Origin of the sequence: Ensifer oleiphilus, from assembly GCF_013371465.1 — a bacterium.
Lineage (GTDB): Bacteria > Pseudomonadota > Alphaproteobacteria > Rhizobiales > Rhizobiaceae > Ensifer > Ensifer oleiphilus.
Map to the genome: position 1 here is coordinate 329415 of NZ_JABWDU010000006.1, position 24697 is coordinate 354111.

The window sequence follows — 24697 nt, forward strand, 5'->3', positions numbered from 1 at the left end:
CACTGTCACGCCCCGCAATCAGTTCGTTGCGTCGTCGACCACACGCCAATTCGGCCGGCCGAGGTTGTGCGGCCATTCATGCACGTCCCGATCGTTGAAATAGACGACCTCGACCAGATTGGGGAAGGCCGGATCGGGCTGCGTCGCCGTATCGATCCATGGCTGCATATAGGGCTTGCCACCCTCCCATCCGAGTTCGGCAACCCAGATCGGCTTGTTGTATTTGGCGACGAGATCGTAGCCGGGTTTCAGAGCTTGCTTGAAGGTCTGCGGCCCGCCATGCTCGATCGCGTCGTACGGTTCGAGACCGAACACCGAAAGTCCGACGAGATCGACATAGTCGTCACCGGGATAATATTCACCGAGGTTCGGCAAACCCTTCGGCGACCACATCAGCTGCGCGTTCGGGACGCGCTTGCGCACGATATCCATCGCGTGCCGGTAGGCCTTGACGTAGTCCTGCGGCACCCATCCGGCCCAGGAGAACCGTCCGGATGTGTCTTCCATCTCCTGCCCCCAGCGCACGATAACAGGGCTCTTCAACTCTGCCAGCATGGCGGCGATCGCTTCCATGTTGGCATCGTAGTCGCCCGCGAGCGTGCGGTCGCGCAGCTGCGTGGGTGTCAGCTTCCAGTCGAGCGACCAGGACCACGGCTCGATGGTGACGAGCAGCTTGCGCTTGCGCTGAAGCGCGTAGGCGTCAGCCATGCGCAGCGATTCCAGATCCACGTCCTCCCACGGCAGGAACAGATGCTCCGTCGATACATCGGCCTGGTCGCCGAAATCGCCGTGCGGATCGTAGGCGCCGAACCGCGTTCCGCCGGGGTGAATGACGGGGCGTTTGTCGGCCGTTGTCTGCGCCTGACCTGCACGGCCATTGGCGGCAATATCGGCCTTCTCCTGTGCCAACGCGGATACGAGACCTGCGCCGGACCCCAGATGAAGGGCGAGCGCCGTGCAGAGGGCGAATGCCAATTTGCGTTTCATGTCATCCTCCTGTGGGGTTGCGACCGCTCTTCTTGACCAGGAATTGGTCCTTCAGGCGCAACGCCTTTTCCGTGATTGCGTCGGAAGCGACGAGCTTCCTGTATTCGTCGCCGGGCTTCGGCTTGGCATGCTTGAAGACGTACCACTCACCATTCGGCACGCGCCTTTGGTAGATCGTGTCGCCGATCTTGCTGTGCCCGAAGCAGGTGCGCGCCGGACCGGACCCGTCGGCTGCCGTCCACCTTGCCTGCATGCACATCATGCCGAGGTCGCTGACATACCAGCTGCCTTCGGCAAACGAGCGTTTGCCCTTATCGTCGACGAAGGCGACGAGCTTCCTGTCATGCGCGGTAAAGCGAGCGCCCCCCGTCGGCCATTGCCAGGTCTTGTTCCGGTAGAGGGAATAGACCTCGTAGGCGCTGAGCGGGATCGGCTTGATTTCCATCTTCGCCCTGGCCGGTTGCGCGCCCGTATAGGCCGCAAAGGCTGCGAGAGGCAGCAGAAGCGGCAGAAGAAATACATTCATGGACCGTTTCATTACTTTTTCTCCTCGCTTGAGGGCCGTTTGCGGTGCGAGAGGCCCGAGGCAGGCTGCATTTACAGCGATGCCTGAAGCCGCCCCACCTTGCTGGTAACCCTCGTCTCCGTCACCTCCGGCACGCCGGAGCCTTTCCTCAGCCCGTCTGTTGTGGCTGGCGAAAACCCTTTCCATTTCAAACGAAACCGCACGACCCTGAGGTCCGACCCGCCCTGCCCGGCACCGGCGACGGAAAACTTCGCTTCGGTCAGCCCGACGAAGCCGAGCCCCTGTGACAGGGCTTCGGTAGCCTCCGCCCCATGGCGAACGGCCGACTGCCCCGACAGCACCGAGATGATCACCAGGCAGCCGCCGGTCAGTGCCGTCATCGCTGTGCGTGGGACGAGCGCAAGCCGGTTTTCACGCGCGTGTTGGATATGGATGGTGGCCGCCAGTCCGGCATAAACAAGGGCATTGATGCCCGTAAAGACGTAGAAGCCGCGTGCCGTTCCGGCATCGCTGACGAGCCAGAGCGCAAGGGCAGAGCCGAGCGAAAGCAGGAGGTAGGGCATCATCACGCGCAACGGCAAAGGTGCTGCCGGCCCGGTGCCCTTGGGCGTGATACGGAAGTCGACGAACGAGCCGCTGATGTGATCACGCACGGCCGCCACGCAGCCAAGCAGCGACCATGGCCAGCGGGCGAAGAGAAAGAGCATGCCCTCCCAACTGAGCACCCGCGCATCAAAAGGACGGAACGTGCCCGTGGACCGCCAGAAATAGGCGAGGCCGACCAGAACCAGCGACAGGGGCGCAAAATGCAGCACGAAGTCGGGATAGGTGGCGGCAACGAAGCTGCGCCCCGTGACCAGCGCGATGATCGGCAGGAGGAACATCAGCGCCATGAACAGGGAAAACAGCGGATACCAGAGCTGCGAAAAGACGAACTGGAACTTCAGCCGCAGCGGCAGTTTCGGCACGTAGATCGGCGAATATTTGAGCAGGATCGTCACCAGACTGCGCGACCACTGGAACTCCTGGATGACGAGATCCGCAAACGTTGCCGGACCGTCGCCGTGCGCGATCGCGTGAAGTGCGTGCACGCCCTTCCAGCCGCCGGCATTCATCAACAGCGTGGTCGAATGGTCTTCGGCAAGCTCGGGCCCCAGACCGCCGACTTCTCTCAGCGCCCTGGTGCGCACGGCGTAATGCGAGCCGATGCAAAGCGGCGCCCAGCCGTTGTTGTAGCCGGCTTGCAGCGAGCCGTGCAGGCTCGCCTCGGCGTGAAGGCGGCCACGCGCAGACCAACTGCGCTTCGCATTGGCATCGCAGATGCTCGGCGCCGAGACGTAACCGACCTTCGGATCGCTGAACGGCCGCAGAACCTCGACGAGATAGGTCGGTTCGGGCACGTGATCGGCATCGAACTGGGCGACGAAATCGTAGCGGTCGTAGCCGTAGTGATCATAGAAGTAGGCGAGGTTTCCCTCCTTGCAGCGGGTGCGCCGCGGCCAGGTGGCACGGTGATAGGCAGCCACACCCCTGCGCGTCGAAATGAACACGCCCTGCCGCGCGCACCATTCGACCGTCTCGAGCGACGGATCTTCATCCGCCAGCCACACATCGTAGTCGCAGCCGATCTGGTCGAGCATCGCCAGCAGCGTCTTGCGAACGACGGCGAAAGGCTCCGACGGCGCCTTGGTCACCACCATCGCGATACGACCCTGCGGAACGGCCCGGCCGCTCTTCTCTGCCACCTTGGCGCCTGCGAAAATGAAGATGAAATAGGCGGGCAGCAACGTGATCCAGCCGACCACGATCGTAATCATGACGTAGGATGGCCAATGGGTGACATGGGTAGGATCGAGCCACCAGGCCCAGAAGTACAGGAACGCAGCACCCCAGGCTGCGATGCCGAAAGCGTTCGCAATCCGCATGCGTTTGGAAAAGAGCGCGACGAGCGGCACCGGAGCATCCCCTGCTGGCGCACCTGTCGACGCGTCGGCCCCTGCAAATTCGGCCGATGAGAACCTGTGCGTCATGACCGCACCTCCAGCCCGAAGCCGGGGGCTGCCGTTTTGATGATGGTTTCGATATCGGACAGCTGCGGCCGGAAGCCGAGCGTCCGGCGTGCCCAGGTGGTGTCGGCATATAGTACCGGCGGATCGCCGGCCCGACGCGGCAGAAGCTGGACGGGGACCCGCCTGCGGGTAACCTGGTGAATGGCGTCGATGACCTGCCGGACGGATGTGCCGCGGCCCGAACCGAGGTTGGCCTTGAGCGGATCGCCGCCGTCGCGCAGATAATCGACGGCAGCAACATGCGCCTCTGCCAGGTCCACGACGTGAATGTAGTCGCGGATGCAGGTGCCGTCCGGCGTCGCATAGTCGTCGCCGAAGACGTCGAGCCGATCGACACGGCCGGCCGCGGCCAGCAATGCCCGCGGGATCAGGTGGGTCTCCGGGTCATGCCGCTCGGTCAGCTGCCCTTCAGGGTCGGCGCCTGCAGCATTGAAATAACGCAGGGCGACGGACCGGAACCCGTAGGCCCGGGCATAATCGCCAAGCATCAGCTCGATCATCAGTTTTGTGCGGCCGTAAGGATTGACCGGCAGCTGGACGGTGTCCTCGGTGATCGGCAAACGCGGCGGCACGCCATAAGTGGCGCAGGTGCTGGAAAAGACGATACGGTTCAGCCCCGCCTGACGGCAGGCCTCCAGCAAGGAAACGCTGCCGGCGACATTGTTGCGGTAGTACTTTCCGGGATCCTCGACCGATTCTCCGACATAGGCGGAGGCGGCAAAATGGATCAGACACTCGGGCCTGAAGGTCTGGATCGCCTCGACGATCCGTCCCGTGTCCTCAAGCCCTCCCTCGACCAACGGTCCCCAGCGAACGTTGGTGCGATGCCCCGTCGACAGGTTGTCGAAGACAACAGGCAGGATGCCGGCCGCAGCGAGACGTTTGCAGGTATGGCTGCCTATGAAGCCGGCTCCGCCGGTGACAAGAACGACGCGCGACATCTCATACCGCCTCTCCCGCCACGGCGAGATCTGGCGTGCCCAGGCGGCTATCAAAATAGGCAATGGCGCGATGAAGCCCTTCGCGAAGCGCGACCTTCGGTTCCCAGCCGAGCTCCGCCATGGCCTGGGAAATATCCGGTCGGCGTTGACGCGGATCATCGACGGCCGCTGCGCGATGAACGATGCGCGAGCGCGAGCCGGTCATCGAGCGGACCATCTCGGCAAGCTCGAGAACCGTGAACTCGCCCGGGTTTCCGAGGTTGATCGGACCGATGCAATTGTCGTCCGAGATCGACAACCGGATGAAGCCCTCGATGAGATCGTCGACATAACAGAAGGAGCGTGTCTGCTGGCCGTCGCCATAGATCGTCAGATCCTGGCCGAGCAGCGCCTGGACCACGAAATTCGAGATCACACGCCCATCGTCGGGGCGCATGCGCGGCCCATAGGTGTTGAAGATCCGCGCAACCTTCGTCTTCACCCCATAGGTGCGGTGATAGTCGAAGAACAGGGTTTCCGCCGATCGCTTGCCCTCATCGTAGCAGGCCCGCGGCCCGATGGGGTTGACGTTGCCGAAGTAGCTTTCGCGCTGCGGGCTGTGCAGCGGATCGCCGTAGACCTCCGATGTTGAGGACTGCACGACCGTGGCTCCGGTGGCCCGAGCATTCTCCAGAACGTTCATGGCGCCGAGCACGTTGGTCATCAATGTTCCCACCGGGTCGGCCTGATAGTCCGGCGGCGACGCTGGAGAGGCGAAGTTGAAGATGACGTCGACATCGAAAAGGAACGGCTTGCGAACGTCGTGTTCCACAATGTGGAAGCGGCTTATCTCGCTGAGGTGGGAAAGGTTCTCCCGACGCCCGGTCGAGAAATTGTCGAGGCAGACGACGCTGTGCCCCAGAGAAAGAAGTCTTTCACAAAGATGTGACCCGAGAAATCCGCCGCCTCCGGTCACCAGTATTCGTTTGGGTATGCCTGCAACTTTTTTGAGAAAATCCTGTCTGTCGACGACCGACAGCTCACCGCGACCGACCTTACGCATTACACACCTCCAATTATTATACACACCATTGCATCTGGTGATTGGAGACGAGCCATGAATGAAAGCTACAATAAGGAATTATTCTTTATCAAGAATTCAAAACACAACCCGACACTATAAATGAAAAAATAGAAGAACCACGAATTCTTCCAGAACATTTACCGCATGAGTAAATTAGCAAATAATTAATCAATCGTCAATGCTAATGCAGAATAATAAAAATAATATTCCTGAAATAATCAAGTTATAATAGTATACTTGCATCAACATGATACAAATATACGCAAATGCAATCACGGACACAGCCGAGAGTTAAGAAGTATAGTGCATTTCACCAATTCAGGACAAATGTAACCACCACCATAGAAAGGCAGTTATTTCCTGGGCCGGCTATCCCGCTTCGGCTCTCTATACGTCCATGCTTTCTCTGTCTGTAGGCGGGACACCGCGGCCGCAGCACGACGCCCTTGTTAGCGGCCACGACAAAACCTGTCGCGCCCGCGTGGATCGCCACACCAAACATCAAAACGGCCCTAGAGCGTCGGAGCCAAGCACATGACCTGGCCCGCCATCGCCCACATTCGCCGAAAGACGAAGAGCGATGGAATCCTCAACTCCGATGCCTTACGGCGTCAATTTTTCCAGCGCGAAGAAAACGGTCCTGCCGCATGTTCGGAATCCGCGTCGGTGGTGAAATAGCGCGATGCCGCTTCGGTGCGGTTGCGCACGTTCATCTTCTTGTAGATGTTGCGGACGTGAACCTTCACGGTGTTTTCCGACAATCCAAGACGATCGGCGATGATCTTGTTCTGGGTCCCCATGCAGATCAGATCGAGGATCTGCACTTCGCGCGTCGTCAACCCACCCAGACTGGCTTCCCGGCGCCGCTTTGCGGCATTGGCATAGACAGCCGCATCGGATACTTCCGCCTGCCGACCATAATGCTTGGTCGAGGCAAAAGGATCCACCGACAGCCGTCGCAACAGCGCAGCGGGGAAATGTTCGCCCCCCTTCATCAGCAGATCGATCGCCGCAAGGCAGACATCGAGGTGCAGATTGAGAGGAAGAACGCCATGAATCAGCCGCTCTTCGACGAAGCCGGCGATCGACGGATCGAGCTCTTCGGCATTGTCCACCACCAATCCGATCGAGGCCTTGGGATGGAACTCGTGGATTGTCCGAAGAATGGTCGGAAACGTTTTGGGGGACATGCGGTAGAGCATGATCAGACTTACATCGACGAGGTTGCCGTCGAGCAAGTTGTCGGGGTCGGAAAGACTGACGACGTCATGCCCAGGAAACCGCGAGCCGACCGCCTGCATGAGGCACTCGGCGAACAGGTCGATCTTGGCAAGCATGACAATCTTTTTCTTTTGCGACAAAGCTTTATTGTTATCTTCAAAATCGCCCACGTTGGAGCCTTCAGGATGCATTACGCCCTCCTTGGGTTTTCCCATTTATTTTTATGGGTGCGCCAGCCTGACTCGGAGTTACGCCCATCTCAGCAAATTTATTCATAACCAGTGAAATATTGCGAACTCGCCCCACAGACGGAAAATTCGCACTAGCTAATGTATCGTAAAGAGCAGAGGGGTGGAACAACCCAAAAGGATTAGAAGCCCTCCGGAATCGCCCTTAAATCGTTCTAAATAGAACCATCTTTGGGTCATTCCTTAACCAAATGTATAGCAATGGCCTATTCGAACGGCTGAAGCAGCCCTAAACCCAGGCTAATCAACCGTTCCATCTGTTACGTTTCCTTCGGCTGCCTAAGCCCGAAGCCCCTCTCCAAGGCCGCGTCAGGCGCTAGAAATAGTGCTCCATCAGACGACGCCTCCAGAAAATACCTAATAATACTTCCTAATAGCTATCCTCTGAGATGAGCATCCCACTTCACGTGGTGCCTGGCAAGACCTCGCTCCACCCTAAGGCGCACTTGTCGAGCCAGCGCCAACACCAGTTAAAGACACCAATTCATAAAGCTTAACAAAACCTTACGATGCGGAAAATCCAGAAAAACCGCACGATATTCGCCCAGAAAAGGGCCTAATAGCTCCAATTGATGTCTATCGCCTCACCGCATTCGGAGCGAAACTCCTGACATCGCACTTGAGTTTCGTGCGATCCGAGCCAGGGAACTGTGTGTGCGTTCTGGTTCGCGGACCGTGTGAATGCGTAAGCGTATAGACGCGTAAACCAGTATTAAAAACAACGACATTATCACACGTAATGATTGAGTGCGGGAATTAAACCGCCAAAAAGATATACTTAAAATAACACTGAAATATATCGAAACCCGACAGATGAATATCCCGCGGGAGCATCATCTGAACTTCAAAAAAAGAGCCAGCCCCGGATAAAAACCCCATAAAAGATGTAGGGGTTTCGGTGCTGGCTCCTTCTCAGGAGGAGAACCACATGTCCGCATTGCTCGACGATAGCATTAAGGCCGATGATGACCTGAAAGTCGGCGCTCTCGCCGATGGGCTGGCAACCAGTGCCGCCAATGATCTTGACGTAGACGATGGCTCGACGAGTAACGTTGGTATCGGCAACGGCAACCACTCCACCGACAATTCGCAGGACAACGACACCAAGACGGACGTCGACGTTGATGTCGATACCGACATCAAGACCGAAGCCAACGAAAACGGCGACAACCGCAACAACTACTCAGACAGCTCGACCGACTACGATTACGACTACGATTACAAAGACAACAGCAAGGTCGAGACCGACATCGACCAGAAGAACAACGGCGATAACCGCGATAATTCCTATGAATGGGATTACGACAGCAAGGTTACCACCAAGACCGACATCGATACCGACATAAAGACCGAAGCCAACGAAAACGGCGACAACCGCAACAACTACTCGTCATCCGACAACGACATCATCACCAAATCGGACGACGACTTTGCGACGCTGAAGGACGTCAAGGACTTCGACAACCTCGGCATCGCCGGTGGCGACCTCACCTTCAATCTCGGTGACGACTTCTCGTTCAACCTGAACGTCGACAACATCCTGAACAACTCGCTCGAAGGCGCCGGCAACGACACCGGCTTCAGCGTGGTTCAGGCCAACAATCTTGCTGACCAGGATCAGGCCTACGACTTCAGGATGAACAACAGTGATGCCAACAACGATCTGCGCGCAGATGGCGGGCACTCGGATGGCGGTGACGGTCTGAACTTCGATACCAAGTCGGATTGGGATCTGAAGGCCGGCGACGGTATCAACGGCAGCACGACGTCGGACTCGTCTGCGATCCTCGCCAATTCCGGCTTCCATCAGGAAATCGTCCAGGGCGCGAACCTCGTCAGCAATTCTGTCGACTCCAGTGTGATTGGCGGCAACTCGCATACCACCGATGTCGGACACGACACCGACGGCTGATCGATCCATTTAACAAGAGAAGACTGCACCGGCCCCTTGTGGCCGGTGCAGTCGCGGAAACTTGATTTCGGATCGGTTCGTTTCTTTTACCGGGGCATGTCTGCCTAAGCCCGCCGAAGTCTCCCTTTGACGCGGAAAAAAGGGAAGGATCGGGACGATGCATACGGAAAAAGTCAATGAAGTCATCGCACACTTTATCGGGATGTTCGAAGCGGACACCGATGAATCACGGCTGAGACAAAAGCAGCTTGATGGCGGCGATCTCAAGGAGAGCCTCCCGCAGCTCGACGACGGCGAAACAAAGCTGACCGACTTCGCCTCCTCGTTCCAGTTGATCGACTACGATCCTGAAGTGCTCTACCGGGGCCCCTCCCATGACATTGCCGATGTGGATCTCTTCGGACGCATCAGAGGCTTCGGCGACCATTTTGCCGATGCGGTCGCGCAGTACGGCAACACCGTCCCAGTGAAATTGTTCGGCAACTTCGGCCAACCGGATGATGTCCCCGTCGAAGACAAACTTGTTGTCCACGATGGACCCGGCTCGGTCATTGCCCATGTCGTCCAGGCCAACATGGTGCGCGACGACGATGTGCTGAACATGACCGACTCGACGGAGGCTGCCCGCGACACGACCTACGTCACCTACAAGCTTGCCGAATTCAGCGAGCAAGCCACGGAGGCCACGCCCTTCGCGCACTATACCCGCGTCGATACCTATGAGGGCCTTTCGAAAATCGCCGACGATCTGTCGAGCTATGCCGCAGAAAACCGGCCACCGGAGCCGCCGGCATCGGGCAGCGACCCGGAAGCCAGCGCCGATGCCGGTACGACCGCTACGCTCACGGAGCAGCCTGCCGACACCGATCCGCTCGATGATACGATCACGCTTCCCGTAACGGTGTCTCCCGACACTTTGCCGCTGGACGACAGTGGCAACTTCGCCTTGGCCGCCGACAGCATCGAGGGGGTTTACGTCAACGGCTGCCGCGTCGATGAAGCCCCGGATCTTGCCGATTTCATGCCCGATCGCGGACTGGCGCAACCGGTCGCCGATCCCGAAGGTTCCGAGGGCCCGCTGCAGGAGGAAGAGGACACGAGCGGCAACTCCGTCTATGTCGAGGCCGGTTCCAACATCGTCGCCAACATCGTCAGCATCGTCGAGACCGGTATCATCGCCCCGGTAACCGCCGTGATGGGTGGCTACCACCAGATCGACGTCATCTCTCAATCCTACGCCTATGCCGACGGTGACAAGCTGGACAAGGTCCTGCGGGAAAACTCGGCAGAGTCAGCCTCGCGCACGGTCGCGATGAACATCGCCAATTTCGGCCGCGAGGAATATCATTCCGGGTCCTCCGACAACGAAGACGATGCCGTACAGTCCTCGATCTTTCCGAACTCCTGGCGGGTCAGCATGGTCGATGGCGACGTGTCCTTCGTCCATTGGGTCGAGCAATACAACTTCCTCAACGACAACGACACGGTGACCGTTACCAGCAGCGGCGTCCAGACGACGACGCTGACCGGCGGCAACGTGGTGGTGAACCTCGCATCCTTCCTCGGTGTCGGCGATCAATATGACCTGGTGATCGTCGGCGGCAGGATCCTGGACATGAACATGATCACCCAGGTCGCCGTGTTCTATGACAACGACGACGTTAAAGGCATCACCGCCGGCAACGGCATGACGGTAGACCAGAGCGGAAACCTGATCTGGAACCAGGCATCGATCCAGAACATCGGCGCAAACGATCGCTTCGAGGCGATGCCCGACTACATCCAGAAAGCCGTCGACAACATCAACGATCGCGAAAACGAGTTGCCTTCCGGCTTTTCGCGCGACCTCAATTTCCAGGGTTATGAAGGCCTGAACATTCTCTACATCACCGGCAATCTCTATGACGTCAACGTCATCAAGCAGATCAGCGTTCTCGGCGACGCCGACTCGGTCAGCTACGTCGCCAACAAAATCCTGGACAACAACCCGGACGCCGAAGTCACGATCCACACCGGCGGCAACGCTATCGTCAACACCGCTCAGATCATCGATTACGACAGCTTCGGTCACACGACCTATGTCGGCGGGCAGGTCTATTCCGATGCCATCCTGATCCAGGCCGGCATCGTCGACAACGACAGCTGCTCATCGGACGTGACGCCCAAGGGCGACCGACTTGCCAACGAAGTCATCGCCTTCATCGGCGACGACGACACGCCATCGCATCAAACCGACACGGTCATCGACGCCGGCCACGACATGTCCTGGTCCAACGGCCAATGGAATGACGTCATGCACACGGTGCTGACCTAACAAGAAAATGACGGGGAGAAGGCATGAACGATCTTTCGAAATGGCGTGGCGGTGCGGGCAGAACGCCGGTACAGAGCGAGCCGGTTCTGGAAGCGGTCGACGAGCTTGAAGCCGCATTGACCGACAAATGCATCGCCGCGATCAACGAGGCCGTCGAAGGTTTGCGAAAAGTGGGGCTCGATATCCGCATGACGCGGGACGAGGACGCACCGAAACAGGAAGCCGTTTGCGAGCTCGCGAAACGCGCCGAAGCGCCCGTCGCCCACGACGATTCCGATGCCGAATTGCTTGCCGTTACCCATTCCCTGGCAAACCCCATCCGTCATACCGAGAAGAAACAGGCCGGCTATCACTTCGGCCCGCGGCGCGAGGGCGCGCTGTGGCAGAGCCGGGAAAGTGTGCCGCTACAGGACGTCGAACCCAAAGTGCTGCCGATGGAAGCACCGATCGTCGAGGTGCCGGTCGCCAAGGTTGTGGCGGAACAGGTTTCTCCGGCGGAAGCGCCGGCAGCCACACCGCTCGACGGACAAGGAAACCCTGCTCAACCGGAAATCACCGCGCGTCGTGGCAACGACAGCGACCCGGCCGATGAATTGAAGAGCCGACCGGGTCGCCCCCTGCCGCAGACGATCGACAACGATCCCGGGCCGCTGAAGGAGAATGACCGCCGTCCGACCGTGCGCGATGGCGGCGGCAACAACGGTGTTCCAACCGATGGCAATGGTGGCGGCGGTGGCGGTGGCGGCGACAAGCACACGTTTCACAAGCGTATGGGACCGGTCAATTTCGCCGCGAGCCTGCGCAACGGCATGGCCATCGTCCGCCGCAACATGATGATCGTCATCGCCTTCACCATCGCGATCAATGTGCTGGTCCTCGCCATTCCGATCTATCTGTTTCAGATCTCGGACCGGGTGCTGACCAGCCGCTCGCAAGATACGCTGGTGATGCTGACGATCGCCGTGCTCGGCGCCATCGTCCTGCAGGTCATACTCGATTCCATCCGCCGCTTCATCCTGATGCGGACGGCGGTCGAAATGGAGGTCCAGCTCGGCGCGCCCATCCTGAGTGCCGCCGCACGAGCATCATTGCACGGCAACGGTCGCGACTATCAGGTGCTGAGCGACCTTCAGCAGCTGCGCTCCTTCATCGTCTCCGGCACCCTGATCTCGTTCCTCGACGCGCCGCTGATGCCGTTCTTCGTCGTGGTGGTCTACATCATCCAGCCGCAGCTCGGCCTGATCGTCATCATGTGCTGCGTGGTTTTGTTCGTGATCGCCTATCTCAATCAGAAGGCGACGTCGCAGCCGTTCAGCGAAGCCAATGCCTTCCTCAGCCGCGCCAATTTCCATCTGGATTCGATGGCGCGCAATTCGCAGATCATCAATGCGCTCGCGATGATCCCGGAAGCGGTAAAGATGTGGGGCCGCGAGACCGCCGGTTCGCTGAAATCGCAGGTCTACGCCCAGGACCGCAGCATCGTCTTTACAGGCGCCTCGAAGGCCGTGCGGATGTTCACCCAGGTCGCGCTGCTCGGCTGGGGCGCGCATCTGTCGATGGACGGGCACCTGACCGGCGGCATGGTCATCGCCGCCTCGATCATCGCGGGACGCGCGCTGGCACCGGTCGAAGGCGCGATCGAAGGCTGGAACCAGCTCAACCATTCGCGTGCCGCCTATGGCCGGATCAAGCAGCTGCTGGTCAATTCGCCGTTGAACTTCCCGCGACTGCGCCTGCCGAAACCCGAAGGCCGGCTCGATGTCGAACGCATCCTGTTCGTGCCGCCACCGCAGAAGCGTGTGATCCTCAACGGCATTTCCTTCTCGCTCAACAAGGGGGAATCGCTCGCCGTTATCGGCAATTCCGGCTCCGGCAAGACGACGCTCGGCAAGATGCTCGTCGGCTCGATCGTCCCGACCTCCGGCAATGTCCGCCTCGATCTCATGGACCTGAGAAACTGGGACCAACGACAGTTCGGCGAAAGCATCGGCTACCTGCCGCAGGACGTGCAGCTCTTTCCCGGCACAATCAAGGCCAACATCTCGCGCATGCGCGACGATGTCGAGGACAGCGCGATCTTCGAGGCGGCGGTGCTTGCCGACGTGCACGAACTGATCGCCTCATTCCCGCAGGGCTATGAGACGATCGTTGCTGCGGACGGCGCGCCGCTCTCCGGTGGCCAGAAGCAGCGGATCGCGCTCGCACGCGCCTTCTTCGGAAACCCGAAATTCGTGGTACTGGACGAGCCCAATTCCAATCTCGACAGCAATGGCGAGGCGGCTCTTGCGCGGGCGCTGGTGCATGCCAAGAAGCAGGGCATCACCACCGTCACCATCACCCAGCGCCCGGCGCTCTTGCAATGCGTCGACAAGATCATGGTGCTGAAAGAAGGCACCGTTGCCATGTTCGGTGCGCGTGCCGACGTGCTTGCGGCCATCGGTGCCAAGCCGAAAGACGAGCAGTCCGCACCCCGTATCGCCGGAGAATGACCATGAGCCGCGACAAAAAGAATGCCGCCGAAGAACATGCCGTCGAGTGGTATTCGGAGGTGCCGCGATCGATCAAGCTGCACAGCATGGCGGGTCTGGCGCTGATCCTCGCCTCGTTCGGCGGCTTCGGCTACTGGGCTTTCGCAGCCCCTCTGGCGGCAGCGATCATTGCCCAGGGAAGCTTCGTCGCCAACGGCAACAACAAGATCATCCAGCACCTCGAAGGCGGCATCATCGAGCAGATGCTGGTGGCCGAAGGCGACAAGGTCAAGACCGGCGACATCCTGGTCAAGCTCGATCAGACGCCGTCACGGGCCAACGAGCGCGCGCTCAATCTGAAGCGGTTGCGTCTGGAGGCGGTGGTCGCGCGGCTGCGCGCCGAAGCCATGGGCAGCCCGACGTTCAAGATCCCCGACATCGTCAAGAATGAGGCGAGCGACCCCGATATCCACGCGATCATCGAGAGCCAGAACGTCAACTTCCACAGCAAGAAGATCAAGCTTGACGATCAGCTGAACCTCATCGACCAGAACATCAAGTCACTGGAATTCCGCGCCAAAGGCTACGAGCGCCAGCAGGAATCGTTCAACAAGCAACTGGACATTCTCAACGAAGAACGCGCCGCCAAAAGCAAGCTGGCCGAAAGCGGCCTGATCAAGAAATCGGAACTGATGGCGCTCGACCGCGCTGCCGCCGATGCCATGGGCGAGATCGGCCGGCTCGACGCCGAGGTCAAGGAAAGCCTGTCGCAGATCGATCGCTACCGCCAGGAGGCGGTGATCGCGGTCAATGCCAACAAACAGGCGGCCCTCGATGGGCTGGAAGCTGCGGAAGCCGACCTTGATGGCGTGCGCGAGCAGTTGCGTGAGGCAAGCGAAGTTCTTGGCCGCGCCACGATCCGATCGCCCGTCGACGGCACCGTGGTGCGCAGCTATTTCCATACCGCAGGCGGCGTCATCGCTACGGGCAAGCCGATCATGGAAATTCTGCCGGCCAACGTGCCGCTGATCATCGAGGCGCAGGTGCTGCGAACCTCCATCGATCAGTTGCGCGTGGGCGAGGATGCGACCATTCGTCTGTCGGCGCTCAACCGCCGCACGACGCCGGTGCTGAGCGGCAAGGTCTTTTACGTCTCCGCCGACTCGGTCGAAGAGGTCAGCGGCGGCCAGCAGCGGGATGTCTATATCGTCCGGGTCGAGGTTCCCGTCAGCGAGATCCACCGCATCCACGGCTTCCATCCGGTGCCGGGCATGCCGGCGGAAGTGCTGATCACCACGTCGGAGCGCACCTTCTTCGAATATCTGACGAAGCCGATTACCGACAGTATGTCGCGCGCATTCAAGGAAACCTGAGGCGAAGCGGGGAGGCTGCGAATGAAGTCCGCGCAACACAGAACTGGCCTGCAGGTTTCGGCTTTTCACGGCCGAGAGGCCTACCTCTTGAAGGCGCGAGTATTTCCGTCAAGATGCTCGTCGTCGGTGTTGGCAGCGTGCCACCGGTGGCGGATAGGGGAGACGTTTGATGGCAGCGATACACGAGGTGCTTCTGCTTGTCGGCCGCCTCAACTATGTCTGGACCAATACCGAAAGCCTGCTGATCTACGTCATTGCCCATCTGCTGAATGTCGACAAGGAGCAGGCGATCGTCGTCTTCCTGACCTTGAACACCACGCGCGCCCGCATCGACCTGACCGAACGCCTGGCCAAGCTGCCGGCCACCCCCGTCGACACGCGCGACATCGTTCTTTCGATCATGGACCGGCTGAAGCAGCAGTCCAAGATGCGCAACAAGTACAACCATTGCATCTACTCCTTCGACGAGCAGGGCGAGATTTCCAGCACCCAGCTGATGCGCCTGGTCGAAGGCGACAAGGACATACGCTACGGCAAGGTCGAGCAGCTCGATGCCCGCGAGTTGGAGCGGCTCGAAGCAGCTATCCAGGAGATCACCGAGATCAGCAAAAGCCTGTGGGCGTTCATTCGCTCGCGGCCGAATTTCGACGAGCGTTCCATCTAAGGCATGTCGCGCAAAGGTGTGCAGCGGTTTTGCGATAACGACATGCGTGAAAACAAGAACGTAAAGCGCGCCAGCGAAGCTGAAAGATCGCGACGCGTTTTAGAGGCGGAGGCGTGGCCTCCAGCGTCCGCGGACGGCACGATGCATTCGGATGATATCATTAGTACAGCCGAGCTATGATTCGACTAATACCTAAGGTCGTTTTGAAAACAAACAGGTCGGCGATATGCTTTAATAATTGTATTTGTTAGTTGCGTACCGAGGGTGTTATGAAAATAGATATTTTTGATACTTTAGAAGAATTTGAGAAAATTCGCGAAGATTGGGACAGGATCTACTGTGAAGATCAGGAATCCCATCTGTTTCTTTCCTGGCAATGGCTGCAGAAGTATCTGTCGCACCGTCATCGCTGGTTTGTTTTGGCGCTGAAGCAGGAAGGCGATGCGTATTACTGCGCCTTTCTGCCATTGAAGGTGTCGACCTACCAGGACGAAAAGACCAAGCTCTTCTGTGACGAAATCCGGATGGCGGGCAACTACGGTGCCGATTACACCGGCTTCCTGTGTCGGCCAGGCCTGGAGGACGCGGCGGCCGATGCCTTCTCCGCCTATATCGGCAGGGAAAACTGGACGACCCTCACGTTCGACTATTTCTACACCGCCTCTTCGCGGCTCGATCGTCTTCTGGCGGCCTTTCCGCAAACCGAGTTCTCGCAGACCAGCAACGAGCGCAGCAATTCCGACAACATCGACAATACCATCTGCCCCTATGTGACCCTGCCGGAAAGCTGGGAGGCGTACCTCGCAACGCATATGAGCGCCCAGACCCGTCAGAAACTCAGACGCTTCATGCGCATGGTCGAGGCGTCGCCCGACTACCGCATTTCCCACGCGACAAGGGAGACGATCGAACGTGATCTCGATACACTGTTCCGGCTGTGGCGCATCAAGTGGGCGGAGCGCAAGGGCAGCAAGGTCGACCGCCTGATCACCTTGACCCGGGAGATGCTGCTCGACGCTTTCAATCAGGGTGCGCTCGACGTTCCCGTTCTCTGGTATAAGGACCGACCGCTCGGCGTGCTTGCCAACCTGCTCGATCGGCAGAAGAAGACGGTTATGTTCTACATCACTGGTCGCGACGAGGAATGGACAACTCCTTCCCCAGGGCTTTTGCTGCACGGCTTTGCCATTCGCGATGCGATTGCCGAGGGATACCGGATCTACGACTTCCTGCGCGGCAATGAGGCCTATAAATACTCCTTCGGTGTCGAGGAACGCCGCATTCGCAGCATGCTTGTCAGAACGCTATCCGGCCGCAATCTGCGCAACTGCCTCAACCCGCGCAGCGTCGAACATGTCTACGAGCGCGCCGTTGAGCTGCACAAGCAGGGGGCGCTGGATCGGGCAGAACCCGGTTACCGGCAGGTCATCCACACCATGCCGACACACACCCGCGCCCGCTATGGCCTCGCCCAGCTTTTCGACGACAAGGGCGAGCACGACGAGGCCGAGTATCTCTATAAGGGGCTGCTTGCGACAATGCCGGGCGCTGGCAAAATCCAGCACCGGCTCGGAGACAGCCAGATGGCGCAAGGACACTACGGCGAAGCGGCCGAAACCTTCGAGGCTCTGCTCGCCCGCCATCCGCTCCTCAGCCTCGTGCGCTACAAGCTCGGCGTCGCGCTCTGCGCGACCGGCCGTGGTGAAGAAGCGCTCAGCATTTTTACGAGCTTCGAGGACATCCTCTCGGACGATCCGGATCACATGCGCTGCAAGCTGAAAGCGCATGAGGCTGTCATACGCCTGAGGGCGGCGTTGCAAGGCCAACAGCACGAGGTTCCCGAGCCGGCGCAAACCCCGGTATCGATCGCATCGCAACCAAAGGTGCTGGTTTCGCCGAAACAGACGCTCGATGCATCCGTGCGGCTCCCGACGGCAGCGCCCTTGCTTGAGCCATCGCTGCCATCAGGCATATCGGCCCACCTGCAGGCCCGGCCGAGCAAGCCGGGAGAAGCGGGGTCACGGATCAAGCATTGAGGGCGTGGAAGCGGGATGCGGGATGCGGCCAACCGCTTAATCGGCGGTTTCGGTCCAGTCGAGCGCCGTCAGCTCCTCGCGAAATGCGAAGCGGATGATGTGGCGTTCGATCACGTCCTTGCATTCCGCCAGCGCCTCGGCATCCGGTGATTCCGCGACGAACGACAGCTGGTGTCCGCGGGCAGTCATGCGCGCGGTGCTCGCTCCTATCGACGCGACCGAATCCGTTTCGGTATATTCGACCGCCGTCTTGTGCGCGAAATGCTTGGACATCTGCTGCAGGTATTGCGAGGCGCGTTCGGTGGTAAAACCGCTCGTGGCTTTCAACATGGTCTTCTCCAATCTGCATGGGATCGAGGGGCAGGCAAAGGCCAAGACAAAGGGCGGCATGATCGCTCCTGCCGCCCTTTGTTAAAAGTTCAAGCCTATTTCTTGCTCAGCGCTTGCGTGAGCTGATCGACGATATCCTGTTCGGACTTCAGACCCGAGCTCGTCAGGTAGAGCTTGGCGGAGTCGAGATAGACGACCCGCTCGTTCTTCCAGGCCTTGGTCTGGCGCACCAGCGCGTTGTCGAGCAGAGCGGCCGCCGGCTGGCCCTCCTGGCCGATCGCGGCATCGCGGTCGACGACGAAGATCCAGTCCGGATTGGTCTCGAGGATATATTCGTAGGAAACGGCCTGACCGTGCGTTGCCACCTCAAGCTTCGGATCCGCCGGTTCGATACCGAAGATGTCGTGGATTTCGCCGAAGCGCGAACCCTTGCCATAGGCGCTGATCTTGCCGCCGGTTGTCAGCAGGATGAGGCCGGAGCCGGCATCCTTGGCGACGCCCTGCAGCTTGACGATCGAGGCGTCGAGCTTCTCCGACGCGGCCTTGATCTCGCTTTCCTTGCCGAAGATCTGCCCGAGGATAGCGGCATTCCTCTTGACGCTGCCGATCAGGTCCTTGTCGTCGTTGGTCAGATCTATGGTGGGTGCGAGCTTGGCAAGGTCGGCATATTTCGACTGCGAACGGCCGCCGACGATGATCAGATCCGGCTCGGCCGCATTGACCGCCTCATAGTCCGGCTCAAACAGCGTACCGATCTTCGGATAGGTGTCGGACTTGTACTTTTCGAGGGACGGCGGGATGGCAGAGCCGGGAACGCCGGCCACAGGCACGCCGAGCATGTCCAGCGTTTCGAGCATGCCAAAATCATAAACCAGCACCGTCTTCGGGGACTTTTCGACATCCGTCGTGCCGCTGCTGTGCTCGATCTTCAACGTTTCGGCGCTGGCGGCAGGTGCCAGCGCCAGGACGGCCGCCAGGGCAGCACCACGAAGAGCATTAGAAAATAGAGATACATTCATGACTTATTTCCTCATGTTTTAAGCCGTCCTAGCGCGATTTTCAAAAGAGGGCAACAAGCCCGATTGCTGTCGTGGGAAAGCGGTGAGCCAGCATGCGACCAACCGACAAGTGCGCTTGGCACGACGAAACTTGACTAACCATCTCATATATATGAAGGAAGCTCAGTTCCTGTCCGCCGCTTGGCGGTGCCGAGACTGATGCAAGCGAAACCGATCTCAAGTTGCTCGGAGGCGACGGAAGGATGAATGGCAACAAGCCGGCCACGAAAGGCCATTCACCGAAGCACCGGCGCGCGTAAAGACCGAACGATGAAGTCACTCCTGATTGCCGTTCCCGTTATACTGCTGCTTGCCGTCGTCAGCGTCCTGACCGGTGTCGGCAGCCTTGCTTCCGGGCTTGACGGCGGGCGCGGCTGGTTGCTGATCGTCGAAAGCCGGGTGCCGCGCACGCTCGCACTGATGCTGGCGGGAACCGGGCTCGCCGTCGCCGGCACCATCATGCAGATGCTCGCCCGCAACCGCTTCGTCGAGCCGTCGACCGCAGGCACGGCCGAATCGGCCGCGCTTGGAATGCTCATGACGATGATCTTCGCGCCGACGCTGCCGGTTGCCGGCAAGATGGCCGTCGCGGCGCTCACAGCACTTGCCGGCACGGCGTTGTTCCTCAAGATCCTGCGCCAGATCCCGCTACGTTCAGTGCTGATGGTGCCCCTTGTCGGCATCATGCTCGGTGGCGTCATCAGCGCCGTCACCACCTTCGTCGCCTATCGCTACGACATGATGCAGTCGATGGGAACGTGGATGTCAGGCGATTTCTCCGGCGTGCTGCGCGGGCGATACGAGCTTTTGTGGATCGCCTTCGCCCTGACGCTGATCGCCTATGTCACCGCTGCCCGCTTCACCGTCATTGGCATGGGCGAGGACATCGCGCGGAATGTCGGGCTCGACTACAACAAGGTGGTGACGCTTGGGCTTTGCATCGTCTCGATGGTGACGGCCACGGTCGTGGCCACCGTCGGCATGGTGCCGTTCCTGGGGTTGATCGTGCCGAACATCATCAGCCTCGTCGTCGGCGACAATCTGAGGCGCACCCTGCCGCTGATCGCCGCCACCGGTGCAGGGCTGGTTCTCGCCTGCGATATCGTCGGCCGCATGATCATCGCCCCCTACGAGATCCCTGTCGGAACGGTCATGGGTGTCATCGGCAGCGTCGTCTTCCTCTATCTGCTGCTGTCGAGGCGCACCCATGCAAGCTGACACCAGAAGGATATCGCCCGCCGGCATGCTGCTTGTGACGGCAGCGCTCGCGCTCCTGTCGATGCTGGCCTTCATGACGCTCGGCGCCAAAGGAAGCTGGGCGTTCATCCTGTCTTTCCGCGGCACCAAGCTTGCCGGCATGATCCTGGTCGCCTACGCGATCGCCGTCTCGACCATCCTGTTCCAGACGATCTCCGGCAACCGCATCCTGACACCGTCGATCATCGGCTTCGACGCCATGTACGCGCTGCTGCAGACGGTCATGGTGTTCGCGCTCGGGGCGGCCGGCGCCAACGCCGTCGACCCGCGACTTCAGTTCGTCATCGAGACGGCGGCGATGGTCGGCTTTTCCGTGCTGTTGTTTCGGGCGCTGTTTTCCGGAGCGACCCGCAGTCTGCACTTGCTGATGCTGGTCGGCATCATCCTCGGCGGGCTGTTCCGCAGCCTTTCCTCCTTCCTGCAGCGGATTCTCGATCCCAATGAGTTCGTGGTGCTGCAGGATCGGCTGTTTGCCAGCTTCAACACAGTCAACGCCGACCTTCTCGGCATTTCCGCCGTCGCCGTCGTCGCCGTCACTTTCATTCTCTGGCGGCTGTTCCCGACCTTCGACGTGCTGTCGCTCGGCCGCGAGAGCGCCATCGGGCTTGGCGTCGACCACCACCGCACCGTCACCATCCTGCTCGTGCTCATCGCCGTCCTCGTCTCGGTTTCAACGGCGCTCGTCGGGCCGGTGACGTTCTTCGGCCTGCTGGTCGCAAGCCTTGCCTGGCAGATCACCCCCACGGCGAGCCATCGCTTCGTGCTGCCGATCGCCGTCTGCCTTGCCATCGTCACGCTTGTCGGAGGCCAGGTGATCCTGGAGCGGCTGTTCGCCTTCAACACCGCGCTCAGCATCGTCATCGAGTTCGTCGGCGGCCTTGTCTTCATCTTCCTGCTTGTTCGAGGCTCCGCCCGATGATCGAAATTCGCGATGTCACCAAATCCTACGGAAGCAGCGCGGTCGTCGACCGGGTCTCGATGACGCTGCCGGCAGGGGGCCTCACCTCGATCATCGGTCCGAACGGCGCCGGAAAATCGACGTTGCTGTCGATCGTCAGCCGACTGATGCCGATGGACGGGGGACAGGTGCTGGTCGATGGCCTTGACGTCAGCACTACGGCCGGCGATGTGCTTGCCCGCCGCCTTTCGATCATGCGTCAGGACAACCACATCACGGCGCGGCTCTCCGTGCGCGACCTCGTCTCCTTCGGCCGCTACCCCTATTCAAAGGGCCGGCTGACGGCTGACGACGTCGAGCATATCGCTCGTTCGATCACCTATGTCGGCCTTGGGGCTTTCGAGCACCGGTTCCTCGACGAACTGTCCGGCGGCCAGCGCCAGCGCGCCTTCATCGCCATGGTGCTCTGCCAGGATACCGACTACATGCTGTTCGACGAGCCGCTCAACAACCTCGACATGAAACACGCAGTCGAGACGATGAAGCTTTTGCGGCGGCTGGCCGACGATTTCGGAAAGACCGTCGTCGTCGTGCTGCACGACATCAACTTCGCCTCCACTTACTCCGACCGCATCGTCGCCATGCGTGACGGCAGGCTTGCCTTCGAGGGTACGCCGGAGGATATGATCGAGCCGGCGCGCCTGCAGGCGATCTTCGACGTCGACTGCCGCGTGCACGCCGTCGGCGACACGCGACTCGTCAATTATTTCGAATAGGCCGACCAACGCATACAAATCCTCGTTGATCATAGGCCGCGTACCCGTTGCCGTGCTCGGCAAGAATCCGGCGCGCCTGCGTTTCCGACAACCAAAAATACCGATTCACTCGTGTCAGCACCGCCTCGTGCCGCCTCCGAACCGGACCATTGTACATTTCTCAAGTAATTCAATAGTCCGCAATAGTTAATCCCAACGCCTTATCTTCTCATGCACACAAGAGTAGTGTAATTACTTGATAATACGGCGCCACCCATCAAACATGACGCGTGAAAACATCTGTAACGCTTTGGATATGCCTCACAATTTTCTCCTTAAATCAATTCCAGCTTAAGGAGATAGGCAGTCAGCGACAATTTTGAGGAACGCAACGGCGACTACCGCCAACAGGGGGAACGGAATGTTTCAGCTGAAATTTGCGAGTTCGGCTTCTGTCTTGGGCTCGATCATGGCACTTCTTCTGGCTGCTCCCGTCCCTGCCCAGACGGCCAATCCCCTTATCGACCCCAACGCCGCTAAGGGAGAGCATTTCCACCCGCAGGGAAAACCAGCATCGGCCGCGACACTGGAGCTTCGCAACAGCGTGAAGGCAGAGTTGCCATTCGAGGATGAGCGCGATTTCGAGGAGCACCGCCGTGGCTTCCTGAAGACGCCGCCCTTCACCAAAATCATGGCCGATGCCGGACATATCGCCTGGGACATGGAAAGCTACCAGTTCCTTTTGCAGGGCAAGGATTTCCCAAGCATTCACCCCTCGCTGCAGCGCCAGGCCATCCTCAACATGGGATACGGTCTTTATGAGGTCCTGCCAGACAAGATTTATCAGGTCCGTGGCTTTGATCTGACCAATATCACTTTCATCAAGGGGAATACCGGCTGGATCGTCTTCGACCCGGCGACCACTGTGGAGCCCGCGCGCGCGGCAGTCAAATTCATCAACGACACTTTGGGCGAGCGACCCGTCACGGGCGTGGTCTATTCACATTCGCACATCGATCACTTTGGCGGCGTGCGTGGCGTCGTCGATGAGGCCGATGTGCGGGCTGGCCGCGTGCCGATCATAGCGCCCGAGGGTTTTCTGCACGAGGCCATTTCGGAAAATGTCCTTGCCGGTAACGCCATGAGCCGCCGAAGCCGAATCCAGTATGCAACCATTCTTGCCCGGAACCCGCATGGTCATGTCGACCAGTCGATCGGCAAGAATGTCTCGGCAGGCATGCCGGGCCTCATCCCGCCCACCGTCAGCATCGACCAGCCGCTCCAGGAAATTTCAGTCGATGGCGTGAAGATGGTGTTCCAGAACACGCCCGATACGGAAGCACCTGTCGGGATGAACACGTGGTTCCCTGAATGGAAGGCCTTCTGGGCGGGCGAGAATGTCACCGCCACCATCCACAACATCTACACGCTGCGTGGCGCACCGGTTCGCAATTCGCTGAACTGGTCCAAGGAGATCAACGCGGCAATCTACAACTTCGCCGATATGGAAGTACTGTTCGCCTCGCACAGTTGGCCGCGGTGGGGCAATGCCCGCATCATGGAAGTGTTGCGAGCGCAACGCGATCTCTACGCCAACATGAACAATCAGGCGCTGCATCTTGCCAATCAGGGCGTGACAATCAACCAGGTGCACAATATCTACGAAGTGCCAAAGAGCCTGCAGCGCCAATGGGCAGCCCGTAGCTATCACGGAGCGGTGAAGAACAACGTCCGCGGTATCATTAACCGCTTCCTGGGCTTCTGGGATGGCAACCCGGCCAATCTCGATCCCCTGTCGCCGGCCGACATTGCGCCGCTTTACGTTGAGCTGATGGGCGGGGCGCCACCCATTCTGGCCAAGGGGCGCGAACTGAACGCTGCCGGGCGGTACCGGGAATCCGGAGAAATCCTGTCGCGGTTGGTGTTTGCACAACCGACCAATCAGGATGCCCGCAATCTGTTGGCCGATGCCTTCGAACAGTTGGGATATCAAAACGAAAGCACGAGCTTCCGAAACTCCTATCTCCAGTTGGCCGCCGAACTCCGCACCGGTATTGCCGCCGGCATCGCCGCAAACGCCAATAGCCCTGACGTCGTCCGAGCCATGGCGACCGAACAGTGGCTCGATTTCCTTGGCATCAGCATGGACAGCCGCAAGGCAGATGGGATGCACTGGACCATCAATCTGGTCACACCCGACAATGGTGAAAAGTTCGTCATCGAAATGTCGAATGCGACGCTCACCAATATCAAAGGCTTCACCAAGCCGGACGCAGAACTGACCATCACACTCAACCGATCTGACCTCGATCAGTTGATGGTGGGTGCCAAGACCTTCGAACAGCTCGAGACAGAGGGTCATGCGCGGTTTGAAGGCGACCGCCGGCCGTTCGATGAACTGCGCTCCATCCTTACGGTTTTCACACCCGACTTTGAAGTGTTCCCAGCGACAGCCAATGCTAGCCCGGTTCCGACGAACGTGAAGCCGTTTCAATTCGGGTCTGATCTGATGTCCGTGGCCGAGTAGCATGACGCAGTGATGGCCAAGGTGGCTGCATAGAGCAAGCGGTCAACGAC

Annotated in this window: 18 protein-coding genes; 10 read left to right on the forward strand and 8 right to left on the reverse strand. The window is 59.5% G+C overall.

Going from position 1 to position 24697, the window contains the following annotated elements; genetic code table 11:
- Window positions 1-18: 18 nt before the first annotated feature.
- The 6 genes from HT585_RS22925 to HT585_RS22950 form a co-directional block, all read right to left on the reverse strand.
- Window positions 19-987 (reverse strand): glycoside hydrolase family 26 protein, encoded by a 969-nt coding sequence (locus HT585_RS22925; protein ID WP_176355098.1) that lies wholly within the window; start codon window positions 985-987, stop codon window positions 19-21.
- Between the two features lies 1 nt (window position 988).
- Window positions 989-1525: a DUF995 domain-containing protein gene (locus HT585_RS22930; RefSeq protein WP_176355099.1), complete on the reverse strand. Its 537-nt coding sequence runs from the start codon at window positions 1523-1525 to the stop codon at window positions 989-991.
- Between the two features lie 59 nt (window positions 1526-1584).
- Window positions 1585-3543 carry a glycosyltransferase family 2 protein gene (locus HT585_RS22935; RefSeq protein WP_176355100.1) on the reverse strand — a complete coding sequence of 653 codons (1959 nt, stop codon included), beginning with the start codon at window positions 3541-3543 and terminating at the stop codon, window positions 1585-1587.
- The gene (gene galE / locus HT585_RS22940; protein WP_176355101.1) at window positions 3540-4523 is read right to left on the reverse strand and encodes a UDP-glucose 4-epimerase GalE; all 984 of its coding nucleotides are present in this window, start codon (window positions 4521-4523) and stop codon (window positions 3540-3542) included. The genes HT585_RS22935 and galE overlap by 4 nt, the downstream gene beginning before the upstream one ends.
- 1 nt (window position 4524) lies before the next feature.
- Window positions 4525-5565 (reverse strand): UDP-glucuronic acid decarboxylase family protein, encoded by a 1041-nt coding sequence (locus HT585_RS22945; RefSeq protein ID WP_176355102.1) that lies wholly within the window; start codon window positions 5563-5565, stop codon window positions 4525-4527.
- Window positions 5566-6197: 632 nt separating this feature from the next.
- The gene (locus tag HT585_RS22950; RefSeq protein WP_077504893.1) at window positions 6198-6998 is read right to left on the reverse strand and encodes a LuxR family transcriptional regulator; all 801 of its coding nucleotides are present in this window, start codon (window positions 6996-6998) and stop codon (window positions 6198-6200) included.
- A gap of 985 nt (window positions 6999-7983) precedes the next feature.
- Here HT585_RS22950 and HT585_RS22955 point away from each other — a divergent pair.
- The 6 genes from HT585_RS22955 (at window position 7984) to HT585_RS22980 (ending at window position 17822) form a co-directional block, all read left to right on the forward strand.
- Window positions 7984-8967, forward strand: a complete 984-nt coding sequence (locus HT585_RS22955; RefSeq protein ID WP_176355103.1) for a fibrinogen-binding protein — start codon at window positions 7984-7986, stop codon at window positions 8965-8967.
- A 157-nt stretch (window positions 8968-9124) separates the two neighbouring features.
- The gene (locus HT585_RS22960; protein WP_176355104.1) at window positions 9125-11281 is read left to right on the forward strand and encodes a hypothetical protein; all 2157 of its coding nucleotides are present in this window, start codon (window positions 9125-9127) and stop codon (window positions 11279-11281) included.
- A gap of 434 nt (window positions 11282-11715) precedes the next feature.
- Window positions 11716-13770, forward strand: a complete 2055-nt coding sequence (locus HT585_RS22965) for a type I secretion system permease/ATPase (RefSeq protein ID WP_246707865.1) — start codon at window positions 11716-11718, stop codon at window positions 13768-13770.
- A 2-nt stretch (window positions 13771-13772) separates the two neighbouring features.
- Entirely contained in the window at window positions 13773-15122 is a 1350-nt protein-coding gene (locus HT585_RS22970; RefSeq protein ID WP_176355105.1) for an HlyD family type I secretion periplasmic adaptor subunit, read from the forward strand.
- Between the two features lie 169 nt (window positions 15123-15291).
- Complete coding sequence (locus HT585_RS22975; protein WP_176355106.1) at window positions 15292-15786, forward strand: hypothetical protein; 495 nt, start codon at window positions 15292-15294, stop codon at window positions 15784-15786.
- 269 nt (window positions 15787-16055) lie between these two features.
- Complete coding sequence (locus HT585_RS22980) at window positions 16056-17822, forward strand: GNAT family N-acetyltransferase (RefSeq protein ID WP_176355107.1); 1767 nt, start codon at window positions 16056-16058, stop codon at window positions 17820-17822.
- Window positions 17823-17858: 36 nt separating this feature from the next.
- Here the strand turns inward: HT585_RS22980 and HT585_RS22985 are convergent, their stop codons facing one another.
- Together HT585_RS22985 and HT585_RS22990 are read right to left on the reverse strand one after the other, a co-directional pair.
- Complete coding sequence (locus HT585_RS22985) at window positions 17859-18152, reverse strand: DUF2218 domain-containing protein (protein WP_176355108.1); 294 nt, start codon at window positions 18150-18152, stop codon at window positions 17859-17861.
- A gap of 95 nt (window positions 18153-18247) precedes the next feature.
- Window positions 18248-19171: a siderophore ABC transporter substrate-binding protein gene (locus HT585_RS22990; protein ID WP_176355109.1), complete on the reverse strand. Its 924-nt coding sequence runs from the start codon at window positions 19169-19171 to the stop codon at window positions 18248-18250.
- 309 nt (window positions 19172-19480) lie between these two features.
- On the opposite strand from HT585_RS22990, the gene HT585_RS22995 reads away from it, so the two are divergent.
- The 4 genes from HT585_RS22995 to HT585_RS23010 all read left to right on the forward strand — a co-directional run bounded on the left by HT585_RS22995 (window position 19481) and on the right by HT585_RS23010 (window position 24647).
- Window positions 19481-20428 carry an ABC transporter permease gene (locus HT585_RS22995; protein WP_176355110.1) on the forward strand — a complete coding sequence of 316 codons (948 nt, stop codon included), beginning with the start codon at window positions 19481-19483 and terminating at the stop codon, window positions 20426-20428.
- The gene (locus HT585_RS23000) at window positions 20418-21386 is read left to right on the forward strand and encodes an iron chelate uptake ABC transporter family permease subunit (RefSeq protein WP_176355111.1); all 969 of its coding nucleotides are present in this window, start codon (window positions 20418-20420) and stop codon (window positions 21384-21386) included. The genes HT585_RS22995 and HT585_RS23000 overlap by 11 nt, the downstream gene beginning before the upstream one ends.
- Window positions 21383-22141: an iron ABC transporter ATP-binding protein gene (locus tag HT585_RS23005; RefSeq protein WP_176355112.1), complete on the forward strand. Its 759-nt coding sequence runs from the start codon at window positions 21383-21385 to the stop codon at window positions 22139-22141. Before HT585_RS23000 ends, HT585_RS23005 begins: the two co-directional genes overlap by 4 nt.
- Window positions 22142-22862: 721 nt before the next feature.
- The gene (locus HT585_RS23010) at window positions 22863-24647 is read left to right on the forward strand and encodes an alkyl/aryl-sulfatase (RefSeq protein ID WP_246707851.1); all 1785 of its coding nucleotides are present in this window, start codon (window positions 22863-22865) and stop codon (window positions 24645-24647) included.
- Window positions 24648-24697 lie beyond the last annotated feature (50 nt).

Bases quoted from the DNA above. Each gene is read 5' to 3' on its own strand.
- HT585_RS22925 (WP_176355098.1), bottom strand. From the start codon at position 987: ATGAAACGCAAATTGGCATTCGCCCTCTGCACGGCGCTCGCCCTTCAT.
- HT585_RS22930 (WP_176355099.1), bottom strand. From the start codon at position 1,525: ATGAAACGGTCCATGAATGTATTTCTTCTGCCGCTTCTGCTGCCTCTC.
- HT585_RS22935 (WP_176355100.1), bottom strand. From the start codon at position 3,543: ATGACGCACAGGTTCTCATCGGCCGAATTTGCAGGGGCCGACGCGTCG.
- galE (WP_176355101.1), bottom strand. From the start codon at position 4,523: ATGTCGCGCGTCGTTCTTGTCACCGGCGGAGCCGGCTTCATAGGCAGC.
- HT585_RS22945 (WP_176355102.1), bottom strand. From the start codon at position 5,565: ATGCGTAAGGTCGGTCGCGGTGAGCTGTCGGTCGTCGACAGACAGGAT.
- HT585_RS22950 (WP_077504893.1), bottom strand. From the start codon at position 6,998: ATGCATCCTGAAGGCTCCAACGTGGGCGATTTTGAAGATAACAATAAA.
- HT585_RS22955 (WP_176355103.1), top strand. From the start codon at position 7,984: ATGTCCGCATTGCTCGACGATAGCATTAAGGCCGATGATGACCTGAAA.
- HT585_RS22960 (WP_176355104.1), top strand. From the start codon at position 9,125: ATGCATACGGAAAAAGTCAATGAAGTCATCGCACACTTTATCGGGATG.
- HT585_RS22965 (WP_246707865.1), top strand. From the start codon at position 11,716: ATGGAAGCACCGATCGTCGAGGTGCCGGTCGCCAAGGTTGTGGCGGAA.
- HT585_RS22970 (WP_176355105.1), top strand. From the start codon at position 13,773: ATGAGCCGCGACAAAAAGAATGCCGCCGAAGAACATGCCGTCGAGTGG.
- HT585_RS22975 (WP_176355106.1), top strand. From the start codon at position 15,292: ATGGCAGCGATACACGAGGTGCTTCTGCTTGTCGGCCGCCTCAACTAT.
- HT585_RS22980 (WP_176355107.1), top strand. From the start codon at position 16,056: ATGAAAATAGATATTTTTGATACTTTAGAAGAATTTGAGAAAATTCGC.
- HT585_RS22985 (WP_176355108.1), bottom strand. From the start codon at position 18,152: ATGTTGAAAGCCACGAGCGGTTTTACCACCGAACGCGCCTCGCAATAC.
- HT585_RS22990 (WP_176355109.1), bottom strand. From the start codon at position 19,171: ATGAATGTATCTCTATTTTCTAATGCTCTTCGTGGTGCTGCCCTGGCG.
- HT585_RS22995 (WP_176355110.1), top strand. From the start codon at position 19,481: ATGAAGTCACTCCTGATTGCCGTTCCCGTTATACTGCTGCTTGCCGTC.
- HT585_RS23000 (WP_176355111.1), top strand. From the start codon at position 20,418: ATGCAAGCTGACACCAGAAGGATATCGCCCGCCGGCATGCTGCTTGTG.
- HT585_RS23005 (WP_176355112.1), top strand. From the start codon at position 21,383: ATGATCGAAATTCGCGATGTCACCAAATCCTACGGAAGCAGCGCGGTC.